The sequence below is a fragment of the Paenirhizobium selenitireducens ATCC BAA-1503 genome (genome assembly GCF_000518785.1).
Classification (GTDB): domain Bacteria; phylum Pseudomonadota; class Alphaproteobacteria; order Rhizobiales; family Rhizobiaceae; genus Allorhizobium; species Allorhizobium selenitireducens.
Genome location: NZ_JAEG01000006.1, coordinates 283,602 through 303,932, shown reverse-complemented (window position 1 = coordinate 303,932; position 20,331 = coordinate 283,602). Strand labels below are relative to the sequence as shown.

Genomic DNA, 20,331 nt, shown 5'->3' with positions numbered 1-20,331 from the left:
CTCAGTTCTCCCGCTCAGGCGCAAAGGGATTGATGACAGGCGTGGTGCGGGCAGGGGCCGCCGGCGGCGCCACCGGGCGGGGCTTGGGCGCCGAGGTCTGCTCCCCGAACACTTCGCGGGCAATGGCGCCGATCCCGCCGAGCGAGCCGATCAGGCTCGATGCCTCCATTGGCATGAGCACGATCTTGGAATTCGGCGCCGTGCCGATCGCACTCATCGCCTCGGTGTATTTCTGCGCGACGAAGTAATTGATCGCATTGAGGTCGCCGGCGGCGATCGCTTCGGACACCATGCGCGTTGCCTTGGCTTCCGCCTCGGCCAGCCGCTCCCTTGCTTCCGCCTCACGATAGGCGGCTTCGCGCTGGCCTTCCGCCTGCAGGATGGCAGACTGCTTGGCGCCCTCGGCGCGCAGGATCTGCGCGTTGCGGAAGCCTTCGGCTTCCAGCACCTGGGCGCGCTTTTCGCGCTCGGCCTTCATCTGCCTGCCCATGGCATCCACCAGATCCTTCGGCGGCTGGATATCCTTGATCTCGACGCGCGTGACCTTGATGCCCCACGGGCCGACGGCCTCATCGACGACGCGCAGCAGCCGGTCATTGATGACCTCGCGGTTGGACAGAAGTTCGTCGAGATCCATTGAGCCCATGACCGAGCGGATATTGGTCATGGTGAGGTTGAGGATGGCGTTCTGCAGATCGGCGACCTGATAGGCGGCCTGGGCGGCATTGAGGATCTGGTAGAAGGCGACGGCGTCTGCGGAGACGCTGGCATTGTCCTTGGTGATGACTTCCTGGGTTGGAACGTCGAGCACCTGTTCCATGACATTGAGCTTGGAGCCGATCCGCTCGATGAAGGGAACGATCAGGTTGAGGCCGGGCTCAAGCGTGCGCGTATAGCGGCCGAAGCGCTCGATCGTATAGCGGAAGCCCTGTGGCACCGTCTTGATGCCGGCGAAGAGAACGAGGATGACAAGCGCGACCAGCGCGATGACGACGATATCGGGACCTGCGAAAGGCATGGAAATCTCTCCTCCTGAACGGCGAGCGAGCCGCAACCTGAACTACAAGTGGGCGATCCGGCGGCCGATAGCAAGATGAAGTGACCGCAAAAACGGACTGAAGCGACGGCGCAGGCCGTAAGGCGCGTCAGGTTTTGGGGAGGAGGCGCCGCCTTCGCCGGGTGTTGTTTCAAATGGGAAGATCAACGGGAAAGGGCCGCGCAATCGCCTGCGCGGCCCTTCTTTACCTCGCGGTCCCTGAGGCCGCCGTGTCTTCCGATTGGCTCAGAACTCTTCCCAGCTCTCGTTGGCGACCGCTGCGTTGCCGTGGCTGCGCATGGCGGGCGCGCTGCTGCGGGCCGGTTGGGCATACTGGGCCGGGCGGGAGGCGGCGGGCCGGTTCGGCTGGGCCATGCTGCGTGCGGTTGCGCGCAGGGCCGACGCCTGGGTTGTTGCTGCGCCGTTGATGGTGAACTGCGAGATCAGCTCCCGCAGCTTTGCCGCTTCGTTTGCCAGGGCGGCGGAAGCCGCGTTCGATTCCTCGACCATGGCGGCATTCTGCTGCGTGGTCTGGTCCATCTGGTTGACGGCCTGGTTGACTTCGGAGAGACCGGTCGACTGTTCCTTGGCCGAGATCGCGATCGCGTCCATATGGATGTTCATGTCGGCGATGAAGGCGCCGATGGTGCGCAAGGCTTCGCTCGCCTGGCGGACCAGGTCCACGCCGCTCGACACTTCGGTCGACGAATTGTGGATAAGGGCCTTGATTTCCTTTGCCGCATTGGCCGAGCGCTGGGCCAGTTCGCGCACTTCCTGGGCGACAACTGCAAAGCCCTTGCCGGCTTCACCGGCACGGGCCGCCTCGACACCGGCGTTCAGGGCCAAGAGGTTGGTCTGGAAGGCGATCTCGTCGATCACGCCGATGATGTTGGAGATCTGGCGCGAGCTTTCCTCGATTTTGCGCATGGCCTCTTCGGCCCGTCCGACGACCTCGGAGGACTGGTTTGCCGAGGAGTTGGCCTGCGATGCCACCGAGCGGGCTTCTTCCGTCCGCTTGGTCGAATTGAGCACGTTGGCGGTGATTTCCTCGACGGCGGCTGCGGTTTCCTCAAGGGCAGCGGCCTGTTGTTCGGTCCGCTTGGAGAGGTGGTCGGTACCCGAGGCGATCTCCTGTGTGCCGGTCTCCATGGTGGCCACGCTGTCGGTGATGGCCGCAAGCGTGGTGTTCAGCTGGCGGACCGACTGGTTGAAGTCGTGGCGCAGGGCTTCGAAGTCCGGCGCGAAGGCTTCTTCGAGCTGGAAGGAGAGTTCGCCGGCGGCCAGGCGCTTCAGGCCATGGGCAAGGCCGGAAGTCGCAATGCGCAGGCGTTCGGCGGCTTCGGCCTCGACGCGCTGCTGGGCGGCGATCCGGTCGGCTTCGGCATGCGAGCGGGTTTCCTCGGCTTCCGCCTGCAGGCGCTTGTTGGCGATGGCGGCCTCGCGGAACACCTGCATGGATTCCGCCATCTGGCCGATCTCGTCCTTGCCGCCCTTGTCGATCGTGACATTCAGGTCGCCATCGGCGAGACGCGAGGTGACGTCGGCAAGGCGAGCGAGTGGCCGCGACACGAGCCGGAAGTTCAGGAAGCCCATCAGGGCGGCAACCAGGGCAACCAGGACCGAGGCCAGCAGGCTGATCAGTTCCACGGCCGACAGCGCCGACTTCTGGTCGGCCGATGCAGCGTCGGCGCGCTTCTGCAGTTCCGTCGTCACCGTCTTGAGCTTGTCGTTGAATTCGGACATCAACCGCGATCCGTCGCCGGTCAGTTCGATGGCACGGGCCAGCTCGACGGTCATCGGATCGCGCATCAGCTTGATCTGGCGGTCGGCGACGGTGGTGCGCCATTCGCCGATCTTGGCGATCGCCTCGCGCAGCGTCGGCAGTTCGTTCTGCGCTTCCGCGTCGAACAGCTTGTCGAGAGCAGGCACCTGGCCGTCGATCTTCTGCGTCGACTGCTCGAGCGCCGCGACGAAATCACGATTGCCGGTCAGCAGGAAGTTCTTCAGGACCAGGTTCGACTGCACCATGTCGTCGGACAGTTCGGCGGTCCTGGTGAGCAGCTGGTCCATGACCAGCTTGTTCTCGACCAGAACCGTCGCCGTCTTGGCCCTCGTGTAGATGAAGCCGGAGGCGCCGATGGCGATGACCGCCAATATGCCGAATGCCGCGAAGCCCTTGGCGCTGACTGATATGTTCTTGATCATGGTCTAACCTTAATTTGGTTCGCAGGACGTGGCGATCGAACGGATGGTTCTGGGGGTGACTGCCATCGAACGATCCGCATTTGCGATGTCGCCCGGTTTCAGATGCCCACGGCCGCCCGCCGTTCGAGCTCGGTCAGGTTGAGTTCTACGGTGACGGCTCCGATCGACTTCTTGTCCTGGGTGACGGTAAAGCTGACCTGGCCGCGCCAGATCTTGGCCTCGTCATCCCATTCCGGCGCGTCGATGAAGACGGCGTCGCCTGCAACGTTGTAGGTCTTCTGGAACTTGTCCTCGTCGCCTTGCCAGAAGTCGGAGGTCACCGAGCTCTGTCCGACATTGAGGCCGTTCTGGTCCATGACGAAAATTTCGGCGTAGAGACCGAGGGAGCGGCCCTGGAGGCGCGCGAGATAGACCGACAGGGGATTGGACAACGTCGCTGCGATCAGCGGCTTGTCATCCTTTTCACGTTCGGCGCGCCATTGCGCGTCAAGGGCGTCGATCGCGGACTGGGCGAGTTTCTGGTGCTGCTGGTTCTGCGCATTGATCGAAATCTGGACGATCTCGGAATCGATGAGCTTGTGCATGTCTTCCAGAACGGTCGGCGTGACCAGCGCCTTGATGTTGGGCTCCGGCGACTGGGCCAAGGCTTGCGACACGGACAGCGCCAGCATCCCGGCGGCCAGAGTGGTCTTGAGTTTTGCCATAGGTCTCTCCTTCGATGCGTGGATTCTAGGAGTGACTTTTTAAATTAGCGTTAATGTTAAAAATTACCCTTGAGAATTCCCATTGAAAACCAATGGCTTAGTCGTGGCGAAGGGGGTGCTGTATGAGCTGCGACGCAACTTCAGGGTGGTTGCAGGCGGCAAGACCTTCCTGCCGCCTTTTGGTGCAAGCGACTGAAATCTGTCTGTTTTTTGCGCATGTGAGGCGATGTGTCGCATGCTTCCGAAAGGTGTCGGTCGGTGGTCAACTCTTTTCTGGGTTGCGTTTTCAACGCCGGCCAAGCGGGACGGAACTTCCGGTCGGAAACGGCAGCAGCGGACCATGCAAGGGCCAGGCGCGCTTCGATCGGCGCCTGGCAATGCGCTGGATCACACCCAGCCCTGGAGTTCGCGCCGCACGACGGTCTCCAGCACGCCCATGCCCTCAGGGCTGTCGTTCAGGCAGGGGATGTGGACGAATTTCTCGCCGCCATTGTGGTGGAAGATCTCGCCTGCTTCGCCGGCGATTTCCTCGAGCGTTTCGAGACAGTCCGATACGAATCCGGGGTTCATGATGGCGAGGCGCTTGACCCCGTCCTTGGCAAGCTTCTCCATCGTCTTGTCGGTATAGGGCTGCAGCCACTCTTCCGGTCCGAAGCGCGACTGGAAAGTCACCATGAACTTCTCTTTCGGCAAGCCAAGGCGTTCACGCAGCAGGCGGCCGGTCTTCATGCAGTGGCAGTGATAGGGATCGCCCTGCCTGAAATAGGACTGGGGAATGCCATGGAACGAGGTAATCAGGATCTCCGGTTCCCAGTCGAGGGTGGCAAGCTTCTTCTCGACCGAAACCGCCAGCGCGTCGATATAGGCCGGATCGTCGTGGTAGGGCGGCACGGTCCGCAGCGCCGGCTGCCAGCGCATCTTCATCAGGTGCTCGAAGGCCTTGTCGTTGACGGTGGCGGTCGTCGAGGCCGCATATTGCGGATAGAGTGGGAAGAGCAGGATCCTCTCGCAGCCGGCGGCGTGCAGCGCATCGATCTTCGAGGCGATGGACGGCTGGCCGTAGCGCATCGCCCAGTCGACGATGACGTTCGGGTAGTCCTTCAGCGCTTCGGCCATGAGCTCTGCCTGGCTGCGCGTATAGGTCCGCAGATAGCTCTCGTCCTTGTCCTTGTTCCAGATCGCCTCATAGGCCTTGCCGACCTTTTGCGGGCGCGTATTGAGCACGATGCCGAACAGGATTGGGTACCATTTCCACGGAGACCATTCGATGACGCGCCGGTCGGTCAGGAATTCCCGCAGATAGCGTCGCATCGACGTGTAGTCGGTGCCGTCCGGCGTGCCGAGGTTGACGAGAAGTACGCCGACCTTGCCGAAACGGACGGGCGGATGATTGGCGGGGAGATTGGACATATCTGCGGTCATTTCGAAATCCTGCTGGTGACGCTCGATATCCAATACGTCGGAGAGCGTCTTGAGGATCATGTCTTAAAAGCAAAAGCCGGCCCGGGAAAGCCCGGGCCGGCCTGCAGGATGCGGCAATGCGCCTCTTACTTGGCGGGAAGCTCAAGTTCCTCGCCGACGCCGATCAGGTTGGGGTTCTTCAGCTTGTTGGCTTCGGCGATCTTCGACCACAGCATGCCGTCGCCATAGGTTGCGACCGCGATCTTCCAAAGGCTGTCGCCGAGCGAAACCGTGTACTTCTTGGCTGCGGTGGCGGCAGCTTCGGCCGCGGCCGGTGCGGCTGCTGTTGCCGGAGCCTCGGTCGATGCCGCCGGAGCCGCCGTGCCGGCGACTTCGGTGATGCGGCCGTCGGTGTAGGGCTTGTAGGGGCTGTTCTTGGCGATGAAGTCGGCCAGCACGGTTTCCAGGCCCGGACCGAAGTCATAGGCATTCTCGCCGGCCGTGGCGAAGATCTTGTAGCCGTCACCGCCAGCGCGCATGTAGTTGTTGGTGGCGACGCCGTAAACCTTGGCCGGATCGAGCGCGACGAAGGCGTCGCCTTCCTTGACCTCGACCGAGACCACGCGGCTGCCGGCCGGCTTGGACTTGTCGAACGAATACTTCAGGCCGGAGACCTGCGGGAAGCGTCCGGCGCCGTCCTCGATCTGGCTCAGACCGTTCTCCAGCGCAGCGACGATGTCGGAGCCCTTGAGCTTGAAGGTGGCGAGGGTGTTCTGGAAGGGCAGGACGGTGAGCGCCTCGCCCATGGTGACCGTTCCGGCGTCGATCGATGCGCGCAGACCGCCCCCGTTCTGGATGGCGATCGTGACACCCTGGTCCTTGACGCGGTCGACCATGGCGTCGGCGACGAGGTTGCCCATCGAGCACTCGGCGGCGCGGCAGACTTCACGCGAGCCGTCGATGGCAGCGGCAGTCTCGCCGATTTCCTTATTCTTCAGTTCCTCGATCGGCGCGCCGAGCTCGGCCACCTTGGCGGTGTAGGCCGCATCCGGCGTGACCGAGGCATCGAGCAGCTTCGGAGCACCTTCGGCCGTCTTTACCGCGCCGGCATCGTCGAACACGACCTTGAGGTCGCCGAGATACTTGGAATAGGCATAGGCCGTGACGATCGGCACGTCCTTGCCCGAGGGGTTCTTCACCAGCGTCGGATAGGGGCCGGCGGCCTTCTCGTCGGTGGAGGAGAGCAGCGTGTGGCTGTGGCCGCCGACGATCACGTCGATGCCGTCGACCGCTGCCGCGATCCGCTGGTCGACGGTGTAGCCGACATGCGAGAGCAGGACGATCTTGTTGACGCCGGCCGCCTCGATCTCCTTCACGGCATCCTTCAGGTAGCCGATCTCGTCGATGAACAGTACGTCGTCGCCGGGCGACGAGGTCTCGTCGGTGTCGGTTGCGAGGACCGAAACGACAGCAACCTTCTCGCCGCCGAATTCCTTGATGATGTAGGGCTTGTACTTGTCGGCGATCGGCGTGTTGAGGCCGGCCAGCACGTTGCCCGAGACCATCGGGAACTTCAGCGCGTCGATGAAGCGGGCCAGTTCTTCCGGCCCGTCGTCGAATTCGTGATTGCCGATCGCCATGGCATCATAGCCGATGCCGTTCATGAATTCGGCGATCGGGGCGCTCTTGTAGGTCGTGTAGAACAGCGAGCCCTGGAACTGGTCGCCGGCGTCGAGCACCAGCACATTGCCGTCCTTCAGTTCCGCCTTGCGGGTGTCGATGGCTGTCTTCATGCGGGCGACGCCGCCGAAGCACTCGTTCTTGCCGGCTTCTTCCGCCGAGCAGGTGGAATCGAATTTGTTGATTGCCTCGACGCGCGAGTGAAAGTCGTTGGTATGCAGGATGTTCAGCTCGAAATCGGCAAAGGCGCCACTGGCTGAAAGGGCGAGCACGGAGGCACTCAAGAGGCCAGATCGCAGGTGTTTCAACATCGCTTATCTCCTGTTTTCGCAATAGGGCCGCGAGAGGCCGCTCGGCATTCCCACGGCGTTCACAAAGTCTTTGAGGGGGATGTTTTCATCAAGCGGGCACGACTGCAAGGGGAAATGCGTGCGGCGGCGAAGCGCCTCATGGCTGGGAAATGCAAAACCGGCCGGCGTTGTCGCCGACCGGTTGCTGATGCAGACATGAAGGAACCAGAGCTCAGCCGCGGCGAGCGAGCGAGAACTGGGCGCCGCCATCGGAGGTGCAGTTCAACTGGTTCGGGGTGACCATGGCGCAGTTCACCTTGGACTGGGTATTGCGCACGAGAGAGGTCATGTTGATCTCGACGAGGCGGTCGGAAACCATCGTATAGGTGCCGGATGCGAGCAACTGGTTGCTGTCGGTGGTGCGGGTCGAGAATGTGCCGGCCTGGAAGGTCGAGACGATACCGTTCGGATCAACCCAGGCGCCATCGACGGTCGGGCCCTGATTGATCGTCGGCAGCGGCCGCGGACCGCTCGAATAGCAGGCGGATAGCGTCGCCGCGCATGCCAGCAAAGTTACAATGGACCTGATCTTCATCGCCGTCTCCGCATTTTCGTGTCCGTCCGGACGGTCCCGAACCGCCTGGTTGATTTTGCCAAACCATGCCGCGAAGGCATGGTGAAAGCAAGGCCGCTCGCCGTTGTGGGGCCCGGATATGCAGGATTGGCAGCGACTTATTGACATTTGGCAACAGAACGCCCGCCGCTTGGGGCGGCGGGCGTGCTTGTTCTTTCTTCAGGCCGAATCAGCGAACGAGGATGTTCTTGAACTGCCACGGATCCTTGGTGTCGATGTCTTCGGGGAAGAGACCCGGGCGACCGTCGAGCGGGGTCCAGTCGGTGTAGTGGCCTTCCACCGGGCCGAGATACTGCGACTGCACTTCCAGGCAGCGCTTGTAGTCGACTTCGTCGGCTTCGACGATGCCGGCCTTCGGGTTCTCGATGGCCCAGACCATGCCGGCGAGTACGGCCGAGCTGACCTGCAGGCCGGTGGCGTTCTGGTAGGGTGCGATGCGGCGGGTTTCTTCCAGCGACAGGCGCGAGCCGTACCAGTAGGCATTCTTCTCGTGGCCGTAGAGCAGCACGCCGAGTTCGTCGACGCCGTCGACCAGCTCGTTCTCGTCGAGAACGTGCAGCACCGGCTGGGCCGTGCCGCCATTGCCGAACATTTCGTGCAGCGAGAGCACGGCGTCATTGGCCGGATGATAGGCATAGTGGCAGGTCGGGCGATAGGTCACTTCGCCGTCCTTGTCGCGGACCGTGTAGTAGTCGGCGATCGAGATCGACTCGTTGTGGGTGACGAGGAAGCCATACTGCGGACCGGGGGTCGGGCACCAGGTGCGAACGCGGGTATTGGCGCCCGGCTGCTCGAGGTAGATTGCTGCCTTGCAGCCCTTCTTGTGCTTCTTGGCATTCTTCGGCATCCAGTTCTCATGGGTGCCCCAGCCGAGCTCGGCCGGCTGCAGGCCTTCCGAGATGAAGCCTTCGACCGACCAGGTGTTCCAGAAGACGTTGAGCGGCTTCGGATTCTTGGTGAGCTGGGTGTCGCGCTCGGCGATGTGGACGCCCTTGACGCCGAGCTTCTTCATCAGCTTGGCCCAGCCTTCGCGATCGTCGGCGGTCGGTTCTTCGAACTTCAGGCCGGTTTCATTGGCGAGGTTGACGAGCGCCTGCTTGACGAACCAGGAGACCATGCCCGGGTTTGCGCCGCAGGTGGAAACGGCGGTGGTACCGCCCGGGTTCTTCTTCTTCTCGGCGCGAAGCGTTTCGCGCAGCGCATAGTTGGTGCGCTCGGAATTCTTCATGTTCTTGTCGAAATAGAAGCCGAGCCACGGCTCGACAACCGTGTCGATGTAGAGGACGTCGAGCTTGCGGCAGAACTTCATCAGGTCGACCGAGCCGGTATCGACCGACAGGTTGACCAGGAAGCCCTGGCCGGCGCCTTCCGTCAGAAGCGGCTTCAGCACCTGCTTGTAGTTGTCCTTGGTGATGTGCGCCTGGATGTGCTTCACGCCATGCTTGGCGAGCAGTTCGGCTTCGTCATTGCGGGGATCGATGACCACCATCCGGCTCTTGTCGAACTTGAAATGGCGTTCGATCAGGGGCAGGGTGCCGCGGCCGATCGAACCAAAACCGATCATGACGATCGGGCCGGTGATCTCGCCGTACACCGGATAGGTTTGCTTGGTCATTTCCTTCTCCTTGCAATGCGGGCTGGGCCCGCTGATATCGGCGGTTCTAGATCATAAAACCCTGACACAATAAAGGGCGCTTTTCGATCGTGAGGCACGTTCGCGGCGGATTTTCACGCGTAGACGCCGGAGCGAAGACAACGCAGCAGCGCGTCGCGTTTCTCCGCCAGCCCCTTGTAGTCGATCTGTTCATCGCTCATCGCCTCCAGTTGAGCCGCCAGACCCTCGGCCATCCGGGCGCCGTCCGGATGGTGCTCGAAGGCGGCGACGGGGTCGAGATAGATGCGGATGGTGAAGACGATGTCGCCGGAGATGGGCAGCTTGCGCAGGGTCTGACGCTCGACGCGGACGAAGGCCGAGCGCGGGTCGATGCCGACGGACGCAGGGTCGGTCGAGGGACGGATGCTGACAGGATGATAGAGGGCATAGCGCCAGTTGATCGACCAGTTGAATCGCTCGGCCGGCAGGTCGGGCTGCAGGTTGTCGAACACCCGGTTGATGATCGTGTCATTGCGCGTGCCACCCTCGAAGCCCGGTACATGCGCGTGGACCTTCGCCATCGGCCGCATGAATTTTTCCGCGAGAGACCACGAGGAGGGGAAGGCGAGGTGGGCGGCGATGATCGTCCAGCCGTCGGGCTTCTTGCGCAGGATGACCAGATCGTCCTGGATCAGCGATCCGGCGCGCAGGAGCGGCGGGCGGCTTTCGTCCGCAAGGTCTACGGCATGGCCGGCCATGGTCATGATCGAGCCTGAGCGGCTGTAGCGATCGCCATGGGATTGCAGCAGGTGACCCACCAGCAGATCGAGACATTCCTGCTGGGCGTCGAGGCTCTCCGGCGCGGCACGGAAGATGTCGTCGAAGTGGTCCGTTTCGAGACGCCGCTTCTCATCGAGATAGCGCCCGAGATCGTCGTCCGGCTCGATCCAGCGTTTCGGATCCAGCGCTGACAGGCCGATGGAAAAGGGTCTGGTCGTATCGCTGGCATAGGGTGTGTAGGTGGGTGAGGTCATGGCGGCAAATCTCGATTTGCGGACTATCATCTGAATTGATAATCTGAGGTCAAGTCGAATAGGAGCCCGACCATGAAACATGATGCTTCGGTCCATGTGCCCGTCGAACTCAAGGAGCGGCTCGATGCTCTCTCGAGAAGGGTTCGGCGCGACGCCTCCGACATTGCTGCCGAGGCCCTGAACGATTACCTCGATGCAGCGGAACGGGAGCCGTCGGAACTATTCGTCTCAAATGAGGCGATGATGGCCTGGCTGAACAGTTGGGGCACGCCCGACGAGCGAAAGGCTCCGGAGGCCGACATCAGAAAACCTGCCTGACATGCGGATACTCTGGGCGAGGTCGGCGCTTTTGGACCTGATTGCCCTTCGCGCCTACATTGCTCAGTACCATCCGCAGGCCGCGGCTCGCATCGCCTCAGAGATTGTCGCAACGGCCGAATTGCTGGCGCTCAATCCGGCTCTCGGTACCGCCTTGCCCAAACCGGGCTATCGCAGACTGGTCATCGGCGGCACCGTCTATATTCTCATTTATCGTTCCAGGGGCGAAGACCTTGAGATCTTGGAAGTCTTCGATGCACGCCGTCGCCGTCCCAGAACACGGATTTGAGAACTCCGCTGCAGGAGGGACGCCCTTACCCTCTCAAGCTTTCCAATCCGTCTGCCGTCCGCGTCAGCGCAACCTCCGTGATGTCGTAGTCCGCCACCCCGTGGACGGCGAAGGGATCGTCGGCGACGAAGGCCTCGATATCGGCCCGCTCGCCCTTGGCGAGGATGACGCCGCCGGTGCGGGGTACCTTACGGCCGGAGGCTAGGAACATGCCGGTGTCGTAGCCCTGTTGGACCCAGGCCATGTGCGGCTCCATCAGGCGGTCCGCCTCTTCCTGCGGCTTCACATAGGTGAGGGAGAGGATGAACATCAGGCGTCGCCTTCCACGAGTTCGGCGCGGATCAGGCCGCGCAGCGAATTGCCGACATAGAGCTTTCGGTATTTGAGATCCTCTGGCCGCAGCACTTCGCTCTTCGCCTTGCGTTCGCGGATCAGTTCGGCGCGCAAAACGCCCGGCAGAAGTCCGCTCGACAGGGCCGGGGTGACGAACTGGCCTTCCTCGACCTCGGCGAAGAGATTGGTGATGGTGCCCTCGCAAACCTCGCCGCGCTCGTTCAGCAGCAGGACTTCGTCGGCCTCTTCCGGCTTGCACTCGGCGCGCGCCGCCTCGTAGGGTTCGCGGCGCGAGGTCTTGTGGCGGTAGAGGCTGTCATCGGATTTCAGCCGGGTTTCGGCGATGCGGAGCCGCCAGACGGTGTCATCCGGCTGTAACTCGAACGGTTTGGTGGTGACGTCGATCTTGCCGCGAAAGCTCATGGTGAGGCGCACGCGCAGCGGACTGTCGCCCTCGACCGCGGCCTTCAGCTTGGCCAGCGCATCCTGCGGCTGGCGAAAGCCCAGCGCGTCTGCGGATCGCGCAAGACGCCGCAAATGCTGGTCGACCCGGAGAAAGCCTTCTCCCGGCTGCCATCGCATGGTTTCGATCAGCGAGAAATCCATTGATCCCCTACCGCAAAGCGCGCCTTCAACAGGCATTCCTCGTATTCCGCTTCCGCCTTCGAATCGAAGACGATGCCGCCACCGACATTGAAGACTGCCCGGTGATCTTTGAACAGTGTCAGAGTTCGTATGGCCACCGAAAAGCGCATCGGCCCTGCCGGGTCGCAAAAGCCGATGGCGCCGCAATAGACATCGCGCGGACCGGTCTCGAGCTCGGCGAGGATGCGCATCGCCCACATTTTTGGCGCACCCGTGATGGAGCCGCATGGGAAGAGCGCGCGGAAGATTTCGGGCAGACCGGTCCCTTCCACGAGCCGTGCCCGCACATGGCTCACCATCTGGTGCACGGTCGGATAGGTCTCGATCTCGAACAGTCTTGGCACGGAGAGGGTGCCAACCTCGCTGATCGCCGAGATGTCGTTGCGCAGCAGGTCGACGATCATGCGGTTTTCGGCCTGGGTCTTCTCGTCGGCGAGCATGGCGGCGATGATCGCCTGGTCTTCGTCCGGCGTCTTGCCCCTTGGCGCTGTTCCCTTCATCGGGTGCGTCTCGATCCAGCCCTCGCCATCGACCTTGAAGAACAGTTCCGGCGAGCGCGACAGGATCACCGGCCCGCCGAGATCGATCAGCGCGCCGTAGTGCACCGGCTGTCGGGCAACCAAAGACCAGAAGGCGGACCGTGGATCGCCACGCCAGCGGGCCTCGATCGGCATCGTCAGGTTCGCCTGATAGCAATCGCCCCTGCGCAGGTGGTCGTGCAGGCGCTCGAAGCGCTGGCGGTAAGCGGCGAAATCCCAGCCGGCACGCGGCTCGGTGATGAAGGGGGCGTCGTCCGTCTCGACCGGTGCCGCAAGCGGATGTCCGGCCGGCGCGGGAGCGTCGAATATGCCCATGGCGATGAGCGGCGTTTCCCGACCGTCCTCGACAAGCGGCTTCAGTTTCTCCTCGAAGACATAGCCGGCCTCGTAGGAGACATAGCCCGCCAGCCATTTGCCCGACCGCCGCGCCGCCTCCAGTCGCTGGAAGGCGGGCAGCACCTCGCCGGCCGTTCGGGCGACGACGATGTCGCGCGGATCGGCAAACAGCAGGCTTTCTCCGCGCTTGTCGTCACGGAACAGCGCATAGGGCGGATGGTCAGCCATAGGGCTTGAGCGTTCTCCGGTTCAGGAGGCCTTATCAAGCGCCTCCAGCTCGTCGATCAGGCCTTCTATCATCGACAGGCCCTTGGCCCAGAACGACGGATCGGTGGCGTCGAGGCCGAAGGGGGCGAGCAGTTCCGAATGGTGCTTGGTGCCGCCGGCCTTCAAGAGTTCGAAATACTTCTGCTGGAAGCCTTCTTCGGCATTCTGGTAGACGGCATAGAGCGAGTTCACCAGGCAGTCGCCGAAGGCATAGGCGTAGACGTAGAAGGGCGAGTGGATGAAGTGGGGGATATAGGCCCACCAGCTCTCGTAGCCCTCCGAAATCCGGATCGCCGGACCCAGGCTTTCTGACTGGACCGACAGCCACAGTTCGCCGATCTTCTCCGCCGTCAGCTCGCCTTCCTTGCGGGCGGTGTGCACCTTGCGCTCGAATTCGTAGAAGGCGATCTGGCGCACCACCGTATTGATCATGTCCTCGACCTTCTGGGCGAGCATGGCCTTGCGTTCCCGCTTGTCGGCCGTGCGGTCGAGCAGCGTGCGGAAGGTCAGCATCTCGCCGAACACGGACGCGGTCTCGGCGAGCGTCAGCGGCGTCTGGCACATCAGCGGTCCCTGAGCGCCGGCGAGCACCTGATGCACGCCGTGGCCGAGTTCGTGGGCGAGCGTCATCACGTCGCGCGGCTTGCCGAGATAGTTCAGCAGCACATAAGGATGTGCCGAGGGCACCGTCGGATGGGCAAAAGCGCCCGGTGCCTTGCCGGCACGCGCCGGGGCGTCGATCCATTGTTCGTCGAAGAAGCGGCCGGCGATCGCGGCCATTTCCGGCGCAAAGGCGCCGTAGGCGGAGAGCACGGTGTCCTTCGCCTCGTTCCACGGGATCAGCCGATCCGGCGTTTCGGGCAGCGGAGCGTTGCGGTCCCACGAGTTCATCTGCTCCATACCGAGCCACTTCGCCTTCATCGCATAATAGCGGTGCGACAGGCGCGGATAGGCTTCGCGAACGGCCTTAGCCAGCGCGTCGACGACCTCGCGCTCGACGCGGTTCGCCAAGTGGCGGCTGTCGGCGATGTCCTCGAAACCGCGCCAGCGGTCGGAGATTTCCTTGTCCTTGGCGAGCGTGTTGGTGACCAGCACGAAGATGCGGATATTGTCCTTGAAGGTCTGCGACAGCGCCTTGGCCGCCTGCTCGCGGAGTGCCGGATCGGCATCCTGCAACATGTTGAGAGCGGCCTCGAGCGGTAGTTCCTGTTCGCCGACCTTGAAGCGCAGCGAGGCCAGCGTCTCGTCGAACAGCCGGTTGAAGGCGGCGGCCCCGGTCATCGATTTTTCCAGGAACAACTGTTCGATGCGGTCTTCCAGCTGGAAGGGCTTGTCCTTGCGCAGGTCGACGATCCACGGACGGTAGTGGGCGAGCGCCGGATCCTTCTCCATTCCGGCGTCGACGATCGCGTCGTCGACCCGGTTCAGTTCCAGCGGGAAGAACAGAAGATGCGCCGAGATGTCGGTGAGCTTGGCCTGGACGTCGCCGAAGAACTTGCCGTTCGCGGCATTGGTCATGTCGGAATAGTAGGTGAGGCCGGCATAGGATGCGATGCGTCCGAGCAGGTCCTCGAGCGCGTCCATCTCGCGCAGTGCTGTGGCAAGTCCCTGTTCGCCGGCCGTGGCGGCGGCCTCGGTCAGCTTGCCCTTCCACTTCGCCTCAAAGGAGAGCGAATCCGTTGCCGCCCGTTCGAGGTCGGCGAGGAAAACGTCGGAGGTCTGCGAAGGGTAGAGATGCGTGAGGTTCCAGAGCGGAAGATCGCCGAGTTCGGCCTGCGGGGCTGCGGCCGCGGCAGGCGCTGCGGACAGGGCGCGGGCGGGTTGGAAATCTCTCGGCATGGTGGTCCTTCCTTTTCCGAACTGATCGAAGAGGGAGATGTAGTCAGTCGCGCCCGACGGGGCAAGCGCCGGCTCCCTCATGCCCCCGCGCTGCTGCCCTGAACTTCGCTATCGGATTGATAAAATGCGAGCTTTTCTCAAAACTGGATGTTCAGTCCTTTCTGGCAGGCTCCCCCGCACCATGGATTGCAGACCGCATTCCGCATGAAGCGCCAGAATGAATCCGGGAGCTCGAACTTGACCCCTCATATCCTTGTAATCGATGACGATGCCGCTCAGCGCCGCTCACTCAAGACAGCGATCGAGGCTCTGGGACACGCGGTGCACGTCGCCGACAGCGATCAGGCCGGACTTGAGGTGTTTCGCAGGCATCGCAACGAGATCGAGGCCGTGCTCGTCGACCTCTCCGCACCCGAGCGGGCCGGCAACGGCTTCCTGCGCGCGCTCGGCGATCTGCATGCCAGCGTTCCGGTGATTGTCCAGACGTCGGAGGGGGCGACGCATCACGCCGTCGAGGCCATGCGGGCCGGGGCTTTCGATTTTCTCGTCAAGCCCTGCTCGATCGAGCGCATCGCGGCTGCGATCGACAGCGCGCTGAAGTTTACCCGCAGCGGCTCGCAGGGCAAGCCGGTTCGCCGCGCCCGCACGGGCACCGTCGGCTTCGGCGATATCGTTGCGGCCAGCGCGGCCATGGGGCGCGCGGTGGAACTCGGCCGCCGGGCGGCGCAATCGGTCATTCCGGTCATGCTGGAAGGCGAGGCCGGCGTGGGCAAGGAAATGATGGCGCGGGCGATCCATGCGACCAGCGAACGCTCCGCCCGTCCCTTCGTCACCGTCAACTGTGCCGTCATTCCGCATAGCCTGATCGAGGGCGTGCTGTTCGGCCAGGACAGCCCGGCCGGGTCCGGCGAAGTTCCCGGCAAGTTCAGCGAAGCCGAGGGCGGCACGCTTTTTATCGAAGAGGTCAGCGAACTTCCGGCACATGTGCAGACGAGGCTGCTGTCGGTCGTGCAGGGCGGCGAGATCGAGCCCGCTGCCGGAAAGCGCCCGCGCAAGGTCAATGTCCGGTTGATCCTCGCCACGAACAAGGATCTGATCGAGGAGGTCAAGGCGAGCCGTTTCCGGGAGGACCTCTACTACCGCCTCAACGTCTTTCCGATCACGATTGCCGCCCTGCGTCGCCGCAAGGAGGACATCCCCCATCTGGCCCGCGCCTTCGTCGAGCGCTTCTCGTCGGAGCAACGTCTCGCCAAGCCCCTGGTAATCGATGCCAGCGCACTGGCCCTCTTGACGGGGTATGACTGGCCGGGCAACACGCGCCAGCTGGAAAACGCCGTCTTCAGGGCAGTCGTGCTGGCGGACGGACCTGTTCTCGGCGAGCGCGACTTCCCGCAGGTCATGGCGCACATGGCCTCGGTCCGCGCGTCGGGCGATACCGCCGGCGCGCGCAGTGCCGTCGAGGTTGGACATGCCGCGGCCGCTGCGGTCCAGGAAACCATTGTGCATGCGCCGAACCCGGCGCCGACCGTCGAATCGCCGGCGCCGACCAGGGCTGCAGCGTCCGGCGATCTCTCCGCCAATGTGATCATCAGCACCGACGAAGCCGGCAATGTCCGCAAGCTCGCCGAGATCGAGGAGGAACTGATCCGATTCGCGCTGAAGTTCTATCGCGGCCAGATGAGCCAGGTGGCGCGCAAGCTCGGAATCGGCCGATCGACGCTCTATCGCAAGCTCAAGGACTACGGAATCGACCCCGACGACCCGCAAAAGCACGCGGCATGATGCCGCGATCGTGCCCCATTGTTAACTGTTGGGTAAAGTTGTTCACTTACCAACAGCTAATCACTTGTTAGGCATACGTTCACTATATATGGATTGCTTGCGTGCGTGTGGCAGATTTGCCATGGTGTTACCGCATTTGGCAGTCATTTGAGTAGACGCGGGACGTAGTCTTTCGGACGGGGATTGAATTGCTGACAACGCATGATCGCAGCGCGCCTCTCGGCGGAATCGGGCGCAGTCCTTGGGCTGTGCGTACTCGATCCTTCGCGAAGTCTGGCCTGTCGATTGTCGCCCTGTTTCTCGTCAGCTGCATGATGCTTTTTGGCACGGCCGCAAAGGCATCCGCCGAGACTCGCACCCTCAAGATCCACTTCGTTCATACCGGCGAGAAGGCGGCAATCACCTTCAAGCGCAACGGTCGCTATGATGCCAAGGGGCTCAAGCAGCTCAGCTACATCGTCCGCGACTGGCGCCGCAACCAGCCGACCAAGATGGATCCGCGCCTGTTCGACCTCGTCTGGGAGGTCTATCAGCGCTCCGGCGGCAGCGGTTACATCAACGTCGTCTCCGGTTACCGCTCGCCGGAAACCAATTCCATGCTGCGCTCGCGCTCGAAGGGCGTCGCCAAGGAAAGCCAGCACATGCGTGGCACGGCGATGGACTTCTACATTCCGGGCGTGCCGCTGAAGAAGCTGCGCGAGCTGGGGATGAAGGCGCAGGCCGGCGGCGTCGGCTATTACCCCAATTCCGGTTCGCCCTTCGTCCACATGGATGTCGCCGGCGTCCGCGCCTGGCCGCGCATGTCGCGCCAGGAACTGGTCCGCCTGTTCCCCGACGGCAAGACCGTCCACATTCCCTCCGATGGCAAGCCCCTTCCTGGCTACCAGCAGGCGCTCGCAGAATACAAGAAGCGGCTGAGTTCCAAGCAGATCATGATCGCCGAAGAAAAGTCGGGCGGCGGCAAGCGCAAGAACCTGCTGGCCATGCTGTTCGGCGGCGGCGACGAGGACGAAGAGGAAGACGTCGTCGTTCCGGACGAACGTCCCGCCGTTGCGCCGCAGCCCGTCGTGACAGCGTCCGAACCGGTGATGATGGCAAGCGCGGCACCGCCGCCGCAGGCCGAACTGAGAATGCCGGAACCGACCGTGGCGCTCAATGCGCCGGTGCCTGCTGCCCGCCCGTCGCTGACGCCGGCCGATAACAGCCTTGCGGTCGCGCTCTATTCGTCGGCGCGCAATCCGGCCGAGGACGCGCTGTCGCAGGTCGCTTCGGGCGAGCCGGCGGCCGAGGCCGGCGTTCCCGACCTCCAGGCCATGAAGATACCCGTCCCCACGCTTCTCGGCCCGCGCGGCATGAAGGGTGATGCGGATACGTCCGAGCTGATGACAGCCTCTGTCGATCCGGCCCTTGCCGGTGCGCAGGAAGGCGAGCTGGCATCCGTGCCGGTGCCGGTCGCGCGTCCGGCCGTCGCCGAAGCCCTGCTTGCCGGCGCCGAAGGCGAGGCGGAGGCAGAGGCCGACGAGATCGAGCAGGCCATCCTATCGCCGGAAGCTGCTGCAGCACTCGAAGACAGCAACATGCCGATGCCGGCAGAGCGTCCGGAAGCCCCGGTCGCGAGCGCTGCGGCGCCCGTGGCGGAAGCGCCTGCCGTCGAAGTCGCATCGGTCGATCCCCAGGCGAAGCCCGCCGCTGACCAGGATGAATTCGGCGACGCTTTCGACATGCCGAAGGCCGCTCCGGTAAACGGCATCGAGGCTGGCCTACCGACCAAGGGCAAGCGCCCGAGCCAGGCGGAAGCCGAAAAGGCGCGGATGGCGATGACCGGCGGTCGTCTGACCGAAGACATGATTTCCTACTGGGCCCTCAACCAGGACCGTTTCGAGAAGGTCGAGAAGACCAACAAGGCGCCACGCGTCGTCAGCCGCTCGCTGTCGGCTCCGACCGCGGCCTTGCCGGTCGGCTTCCAGCAGGGCACGGTTGCCGTCGATCCGAGCCGCTTCGGCGCCCCGTAAGAACGGCGGTCTCTCAAATGACTTCCATGAAAAAACCCGCCGGGCGATCCGGCGGGTTTTTTCGTCTGCAAGCGATGGGCCGGATTATTCTTCCGGCGGGGTCTCTATCATGCCGAGGGCATGCAGGTAGGTGTCGAGGATGAGGTCCTCTTCCATGCGTTCCTGCTCGTCCTTCTTGCGCAGCGCGATCACCTTTTTCAGGATCTTGGTGTCGAAGCCCATGGACTTGGCTTCGCCATAGACGTCCTTGATGTCGTCGGCGATGGTCTTCTTTTCTTCTTCGAGGCGCTCGATGCGCTCGACGAAGGCGCGGAGCTGGTCGCGGGCGACGCCGTGTGCGGCATCAGACATGGGCATTCTCCTTGAATAGCGGCAATTTCATTCGGTGGGGCTGACCTGCCGCGAAGCGCGGCTCGCGTCAAGACCTATCGTGCGTGCTTTTTCCGGCGCGCGGCTAAAATCCCGTCGTCGCCGGCACGAGGGAACGAAGGCTCCGTGCCAAGTCACCCCTGTTCGGGATAGGGGCCGGTGCGCGACGCATGGCGTTCGTAGCTGTGCAGCGCCGGATCGGCATTGAGACTTTCGAAGATCGGCGCGAGCCGGTCGGCCCAGGCGGCAACGCCCGCATCGTCGCCGATCAGGTCCTGCCGAACCTCGAGCAGGGTGTGCGGAATGCCCGTCATCATGCAGTGACGGTACATGGTGTCGCCTTTGAGGGCGCCGTCATAGGGCTCGTTGTCGCCAACGACGATATCGCCGGGCGCGCGCAAATGGTGGATCAGGGGCTCGACGGCCCGGTGGTCGGTATCCCAGAGCACTGCCGCATGCCAGGGGCGGGGCACGCCCTTCCAGGCGGGGGTGAAGGAGTGCAGCGACAGGACCAGCGGCGCGTGGCCGGTCGCCTCAGCGGTGCGAGTGATCGTTCCGCTGACGGCATCGTGGTAGGGCCGGTGGAAGGTCTCGATGCGGTGATTCCATTCCTCGGCGCTGATCGGGTGATTGCCCGGTATGATCGCGCCGTCGGAGATCTTCATGATCAGCGTCGGATCGTCCTCGCCCCGGTTCGGATCGATCAGCAGGCGCGAGAAACAGCCGAGGACGGCGGGAACGCCAAGCTTTGCCGAAAGCGTTCGGGTCAGCGCCTCGATGCCGATATCGTAGGCGATGTGCCGGGAAAATGCGGTCTCGGGCAGTCCGAGGCGACCATAGCGCTCCGGCAGGCGGTTCATCGCATGGTCTGCGAGCAGCACAAGGCCACGGTCATGCCGGCCGGGGAGGATTTCGAAAGGCGTGAAGTCTTGCATCGGGTGCTGCCGAAAAAGGGGGGTGTCGGTTTGATGACATGGGGGAAAGGCGAGCGCAAGCTTTCGTCCCGGCCACGTTTGTGCCAAGA

Annotated in this window: 18 protein-coding genes; 4 read left to right on the top strand and 14 right to left on the bottom strand. The window is 63.2% G+C overall.

All coding sequences use genetic code 11. The features are described 5' to 3' along the window. Position 1: 1 nt before the first annotated feature. The 8 genes from L867_RS0108870 to L867_RS0108835 all read right to left on the bottom strand — a co-directional run bounded on the left by L867_RS0108870 (position 2) and on the right by L867_RS0108835 (position 10,578). A complete protein-coding gene (locus L867_RS0108870; RefSeq protein WP_028736546.1) occupies positions 2–1,018 on the bottom strand; it encodes an SPFH domain-containing protein in 1,017 nt (338 codons plus the stop codon). 264 nt (positions 1,019–1,282) lie between these two features. Continuing rightward, positions 1,283–3,241: a methyl-accepting chemotaxis protein gene (locus tag L867_RS0108865; protein ID WP_028736545.1), complete on the bottom strand. Its 1,959-nt coding sequence runs from the start codon at positions 3,239–3,241 to the stop codon at positions 1,283–1,285. A gap of 98 nt (positions 3,242–3,339) precedes the next feature. Continuing rightward, the gene (locus tag L867_RS0108860) at positions 3,340–3,945 is read right to left on the bottom strand and encodes a hypothetical protein (protein WP_028736544.1); all 606 of its coding nucleotides are present in this window, start codon (positions 3,943–3,945) and stop codon (positions 3,340–3,342) included. 387 nt (positions 3,946–4,332) lie between these two features. Then, positions 4,333–5,367, bottom strand: coding sequence for a ferrochelatase (gene hemH / locus L867_RS0108855; protein WP_028736543.1), 1,035 nt, complete (start codon positions 5,365–5,367; stop codon positions 4,333–4,335). A 125-nt stretch (positions 5,368–5,492) separates the two neighbouring features. After that, positions 5,493–7,337 (bottom strand): 5'-nucleotidase C-terminal domain-containing protein, encoded by a 1,845-nt coding sequence (locus tag L867_RS0108850; protein ID WP_028736542.1) that lies wholly within the window; start codon positions 7,335–7,337, stop codon positions 5,493–5,495. 211 nt (positions 7,338–7,548) lie between these two features. Continuing rightward, positions 7,549–7,911, bottom strand: a complete 363-nt coding sequence (gene omp10, locus L867_RS0108845) for an outer membrane lipoprotein Omp10 (RefSeq protein WP_028736541.1) — start codon at positions 7,909–7,911, stop codon at positions 7,549–7,551. 208 nt (positions 7,912–8,119) lie between these two features. Further along, positions 8,120–9,565 carry a homospermidine synthase gene (locus L867_RS0108840; RefSeq protein WP_028736540.1) on the bottom strand — a complete coding sequence of 482 codons (1,446 nt, stop codon included), beginning with the start codon at positions 9,563–9,565 and terminating at the stop codon, positions 8,120–8,122. A 113-nt stretch (positions 9,566–9,678) separates the two neighbouring features. Further along, positions 9,679–10,578 carry a heme-dependent oxidative N-demethylase family protein gene (locus tag L867_RS0108835; protein ID WP_028736539.1) on the bottom strand — a complete coding sequence of 300 codons (900 nt, stop codon included), beginning with the start codon at positions 10,576–10,578 and terminating at the stop codon, positions 9,679–9,681. Between the two features lie 72 nt (positions 10,579–10,650). Between L867_RS0108835 and L867_RS24895 the strand changes: the two genes are divergently transcribed. Both L867_RS24895 and L867_RS0108825 read left to right on the top strand, forming a co-directional pair. Further along, positions 10,651–10,896 carry a ribbon-helix-helix domain-containing protein gene (locus tag L867_RS24895; protein WP_037172933.1) on the top strand — a complete coding sequence of 82 codons (246 nt, stop codon included), beginning with the start codon at positions 10,651–10,653 and terminating at the stop codon, positions 10,894–10,896. Between the two features lies 1 nt (position 10,897). Beyond that, positions 10,898–11,185: a type II toxin-antitoxin system RelE/ParE family toxin gene (locus L867_RS0108825; protein ID WP_028736538.1), complete on the top strand. Its 288-nt coding sequence runs from the start codon at positions 10,898–10,900 to the stop codon at positions 11,183–11,185. A 25-nt stretch (positions 11,186–11,210) separates the two neighbouring features. Here L867_RS0108825 and L867_RS0108820 read toward each other — a convergent pair whose 3' ends face one another. From L867_RS0108820 to L867_RS0108805, 4 genes are read right to left on the bottom strand one after another with little or no spacing between them, the layout of a single operon-like run. Continuing rightward, entirely contained in the window at positions 11,211–11,495 is a 285-nt protein-coding gene (locus tag L867_RS0108820; RefSeq protein WP_028736537.1) for a YciI family protein, read from the bottom strand. Then, entirely contained in the window at positions 11,495–12,124 is a 630-nt protein-coding gene (locus L867_RS0108815; RefSeq protein WP_028736536.1) for an aminotransferase class IV family protein, read from the bottom strand. Before L867_RS0108815 ends, L867_RS0108820 begins: the two co-directional genes overlap by 1 nt. Further along, entirely contained in the window at positions 12,109–13,266 is a 1,158-nt protein-coding gene (locus tag L867_RS0108810) for an aminodeoxychorismate synthase component I (RefSeq protein ID WP_028736535.1), read from the bottom strand. The genes L867_RS0108815 and L867_RS0108810 overlap by 16 nt, the downstream gene beginning before the upstream one ends. 21 nt (positions 13,267–13,287) lie before the next feature. Continuing rightward, positions 13,288–15,144: a M3 family oligoendopeptidase gene (locus L867_RS0108805; protein WP_028736534.1), complete on the bottom strand. Its 1,857-nt coding sequence runs from the start codon at positions 15,142–15,144 to the stop codon at positions 13,288–13,290. A 237-nt stretch (positions 15,145–15,381) separates the two neighbouring features. Here L867_RS0108805 and L867_RS0108800 point away from each other — a divergent pair, with 237 nt between their 5' ends. Both L867_RS0108800 and L867_RS0108795 read left to right on the top strand, forming a co-directional pair. After that, positions 15,382–16,926, top strand: coding sequence for a sigma-54-dependent transcriptional regulator (locus L867_RS0108800; protein ID WP_028736533.1), 1,545 nt, complete (start codon positions 15,382–15,384; stop codon positions 16,924–16,926). 311 nt (positions 16,927–17,237) lie between these two features. Continuing rightward, positions 17,238–18,938 carry a DUF882 domain-containing protein gene (locus L867_RS0108795; protein WP_104368086.1) on the top strand — a complete coding sequence of 567 codons (1,701 nt, stop codon included), beginning with the start codon at positions 17,238–17,240 and terminating at the stop codon, positions 18,936–18,938. 84 nt (positions 18,939–19,022) lie between these two features. Here the strand turns inward: L867_RS0108795 and L867_RS0108790 are convergent, their stop codons facing one another. Together L867_RS0108790 and L867_RS0108785 are read right to left on the bottom strand one after the other, a co-directional pair. Next, positions 19,023–19,289, bottom strand: coding sequence for a DUF2312 domain-containing protein (locus L867_RS0108790; RefSeq protein ID WP_028736531.1), 267 nt, complete (start codon positions 19,287–19,289; stop codon positions 19,023–19,025). A 152-nt stretch (positions 19,290–19,441) separates the two neighbouring features. Then, a complete protein-coding gene (locus L867_RS0108785) occupies positions 19,442–20,242 on the bottom strand; it encodes an N-formylglutamate amidohydrolase (protein ID WP_028736530.1) in 801 nt (266 codons plus the stop codon). Positions 20,243–20,331 lie beyond the last annotated feature (89 nt).

Coding starts and splice junctions, on each gene's coding strand:
- L867_RS24895 (WP_037172933.1), top strand. CDS start 10,651: ATGAAACATGATGCTTCGGTCCATGTGCCCGTCGAACTCAAGGAGCGG.
- L867_RS0108825 (WP_028736538.1), top strand. CDS start 10,898: ATGCGGATACTCTGGGCGAGGTCGGCGCTTTTGGACCTGATTGCCCTT.
- L867_RS0108860 (WP_028736544.1), bottom strand. CDS start 3,945: ATGGCAAAACTCAAGACCACTCTGGCCGCCGGGATGCTGGCGCTGTCC.
- L867_RS0108840 (WP_028736540.1), bottom strand. CDS start 9,565: ATGACCAAGCAAACCTATCCGGTGTACGGCGAGATCACCGGCCCGATC.
- L867_RS0108815 (WP_028736536.1), bottom strand. CDS start 12,124: ATGGATTTCTCGCTGATCGAAACCATGCGATGGCAGCCGGGAGAAGGC.
- omp10 (WP_028736541.1), bottom strand. CDS start 7,911: ATGAAGATCAGGTCCATTGTAACTTTGCTGGCATGCGCGGCGACGCTA.
- L867_RS0108795 (WP_104368086.1), top strand. CDS start 17,238: ATGATGCTTTTTGGCACGGCCGCAAAGGCATCCGCCGAGACTCGCACC.
- L867_RS0108785 (WP_028736530.1), bottom strand. CDS start 20,242: ATGCAAGACTTCACGCCTTTCGAAATCCTCCCCGGCCGGCATGACCGT.
- L867_RS0108820 (WP_028736537.1), bottom strand. CDS start 11,495: ATGTTCATCCTCTCCCTCACCTATGTGAAGCCGCAGGAAGAGGCGGAC.
- hemH (WP_028736543.1), bottom strand. CDS start 5,367: ATGACCGCAGATATGTCCAATCTCCCCGCCAATCATCCGCCCGTCCGT.
- L867_RS0108870 (WP_028736546.1), bottom strand. CDS start 1,018: ATGCCTTTCGCAGGTCCCGATATCGTCGTCATCGCGCTGGTCGCGCTT.
- L867_RS0108790 (WP_028736531.1), bottom strand. CDS start 19,289: ATGTCTGATGCCGCACACGGCGTCGCCCGCGACCAGCTCCGCGCCTTC.
- L867_RS0108865 (WP_028736545.1), bottom strand. CDS start 3,241: ATGATCAAGAACATATCAGTCAGCGCCAAGGGCTTCGCGGCATTCGGC.
- L867_RS0108810 (WP_028736535.1), bottom strand. CDS start 13,266: ATGGCTGACCATCCGCCCTATGCGCTGTTCCGTGACGACAAGCGCGGA.
- L867_RS0108835 (WP_028736539.1), bottom strand. CDS start 10,578: ATGACCTCACCCACCTACACACCCTATGCCAGCGATACGACCAGACCC.
- L867_RS0108805 (WP_028736534.1), bottom strand. CDS start 15,144: ATGCCGAGAGATTTCCAACCCGCCCGCGCCCTGTCCGCAGCGCCTGCC.
- L867_RS0108850 (WP_028736542.1), bottom strand. CDS start 7,337: ATGTTGAAACACCTGCGATCTGGCCTCTTGAGTGCCTCCGTGCTCGCC.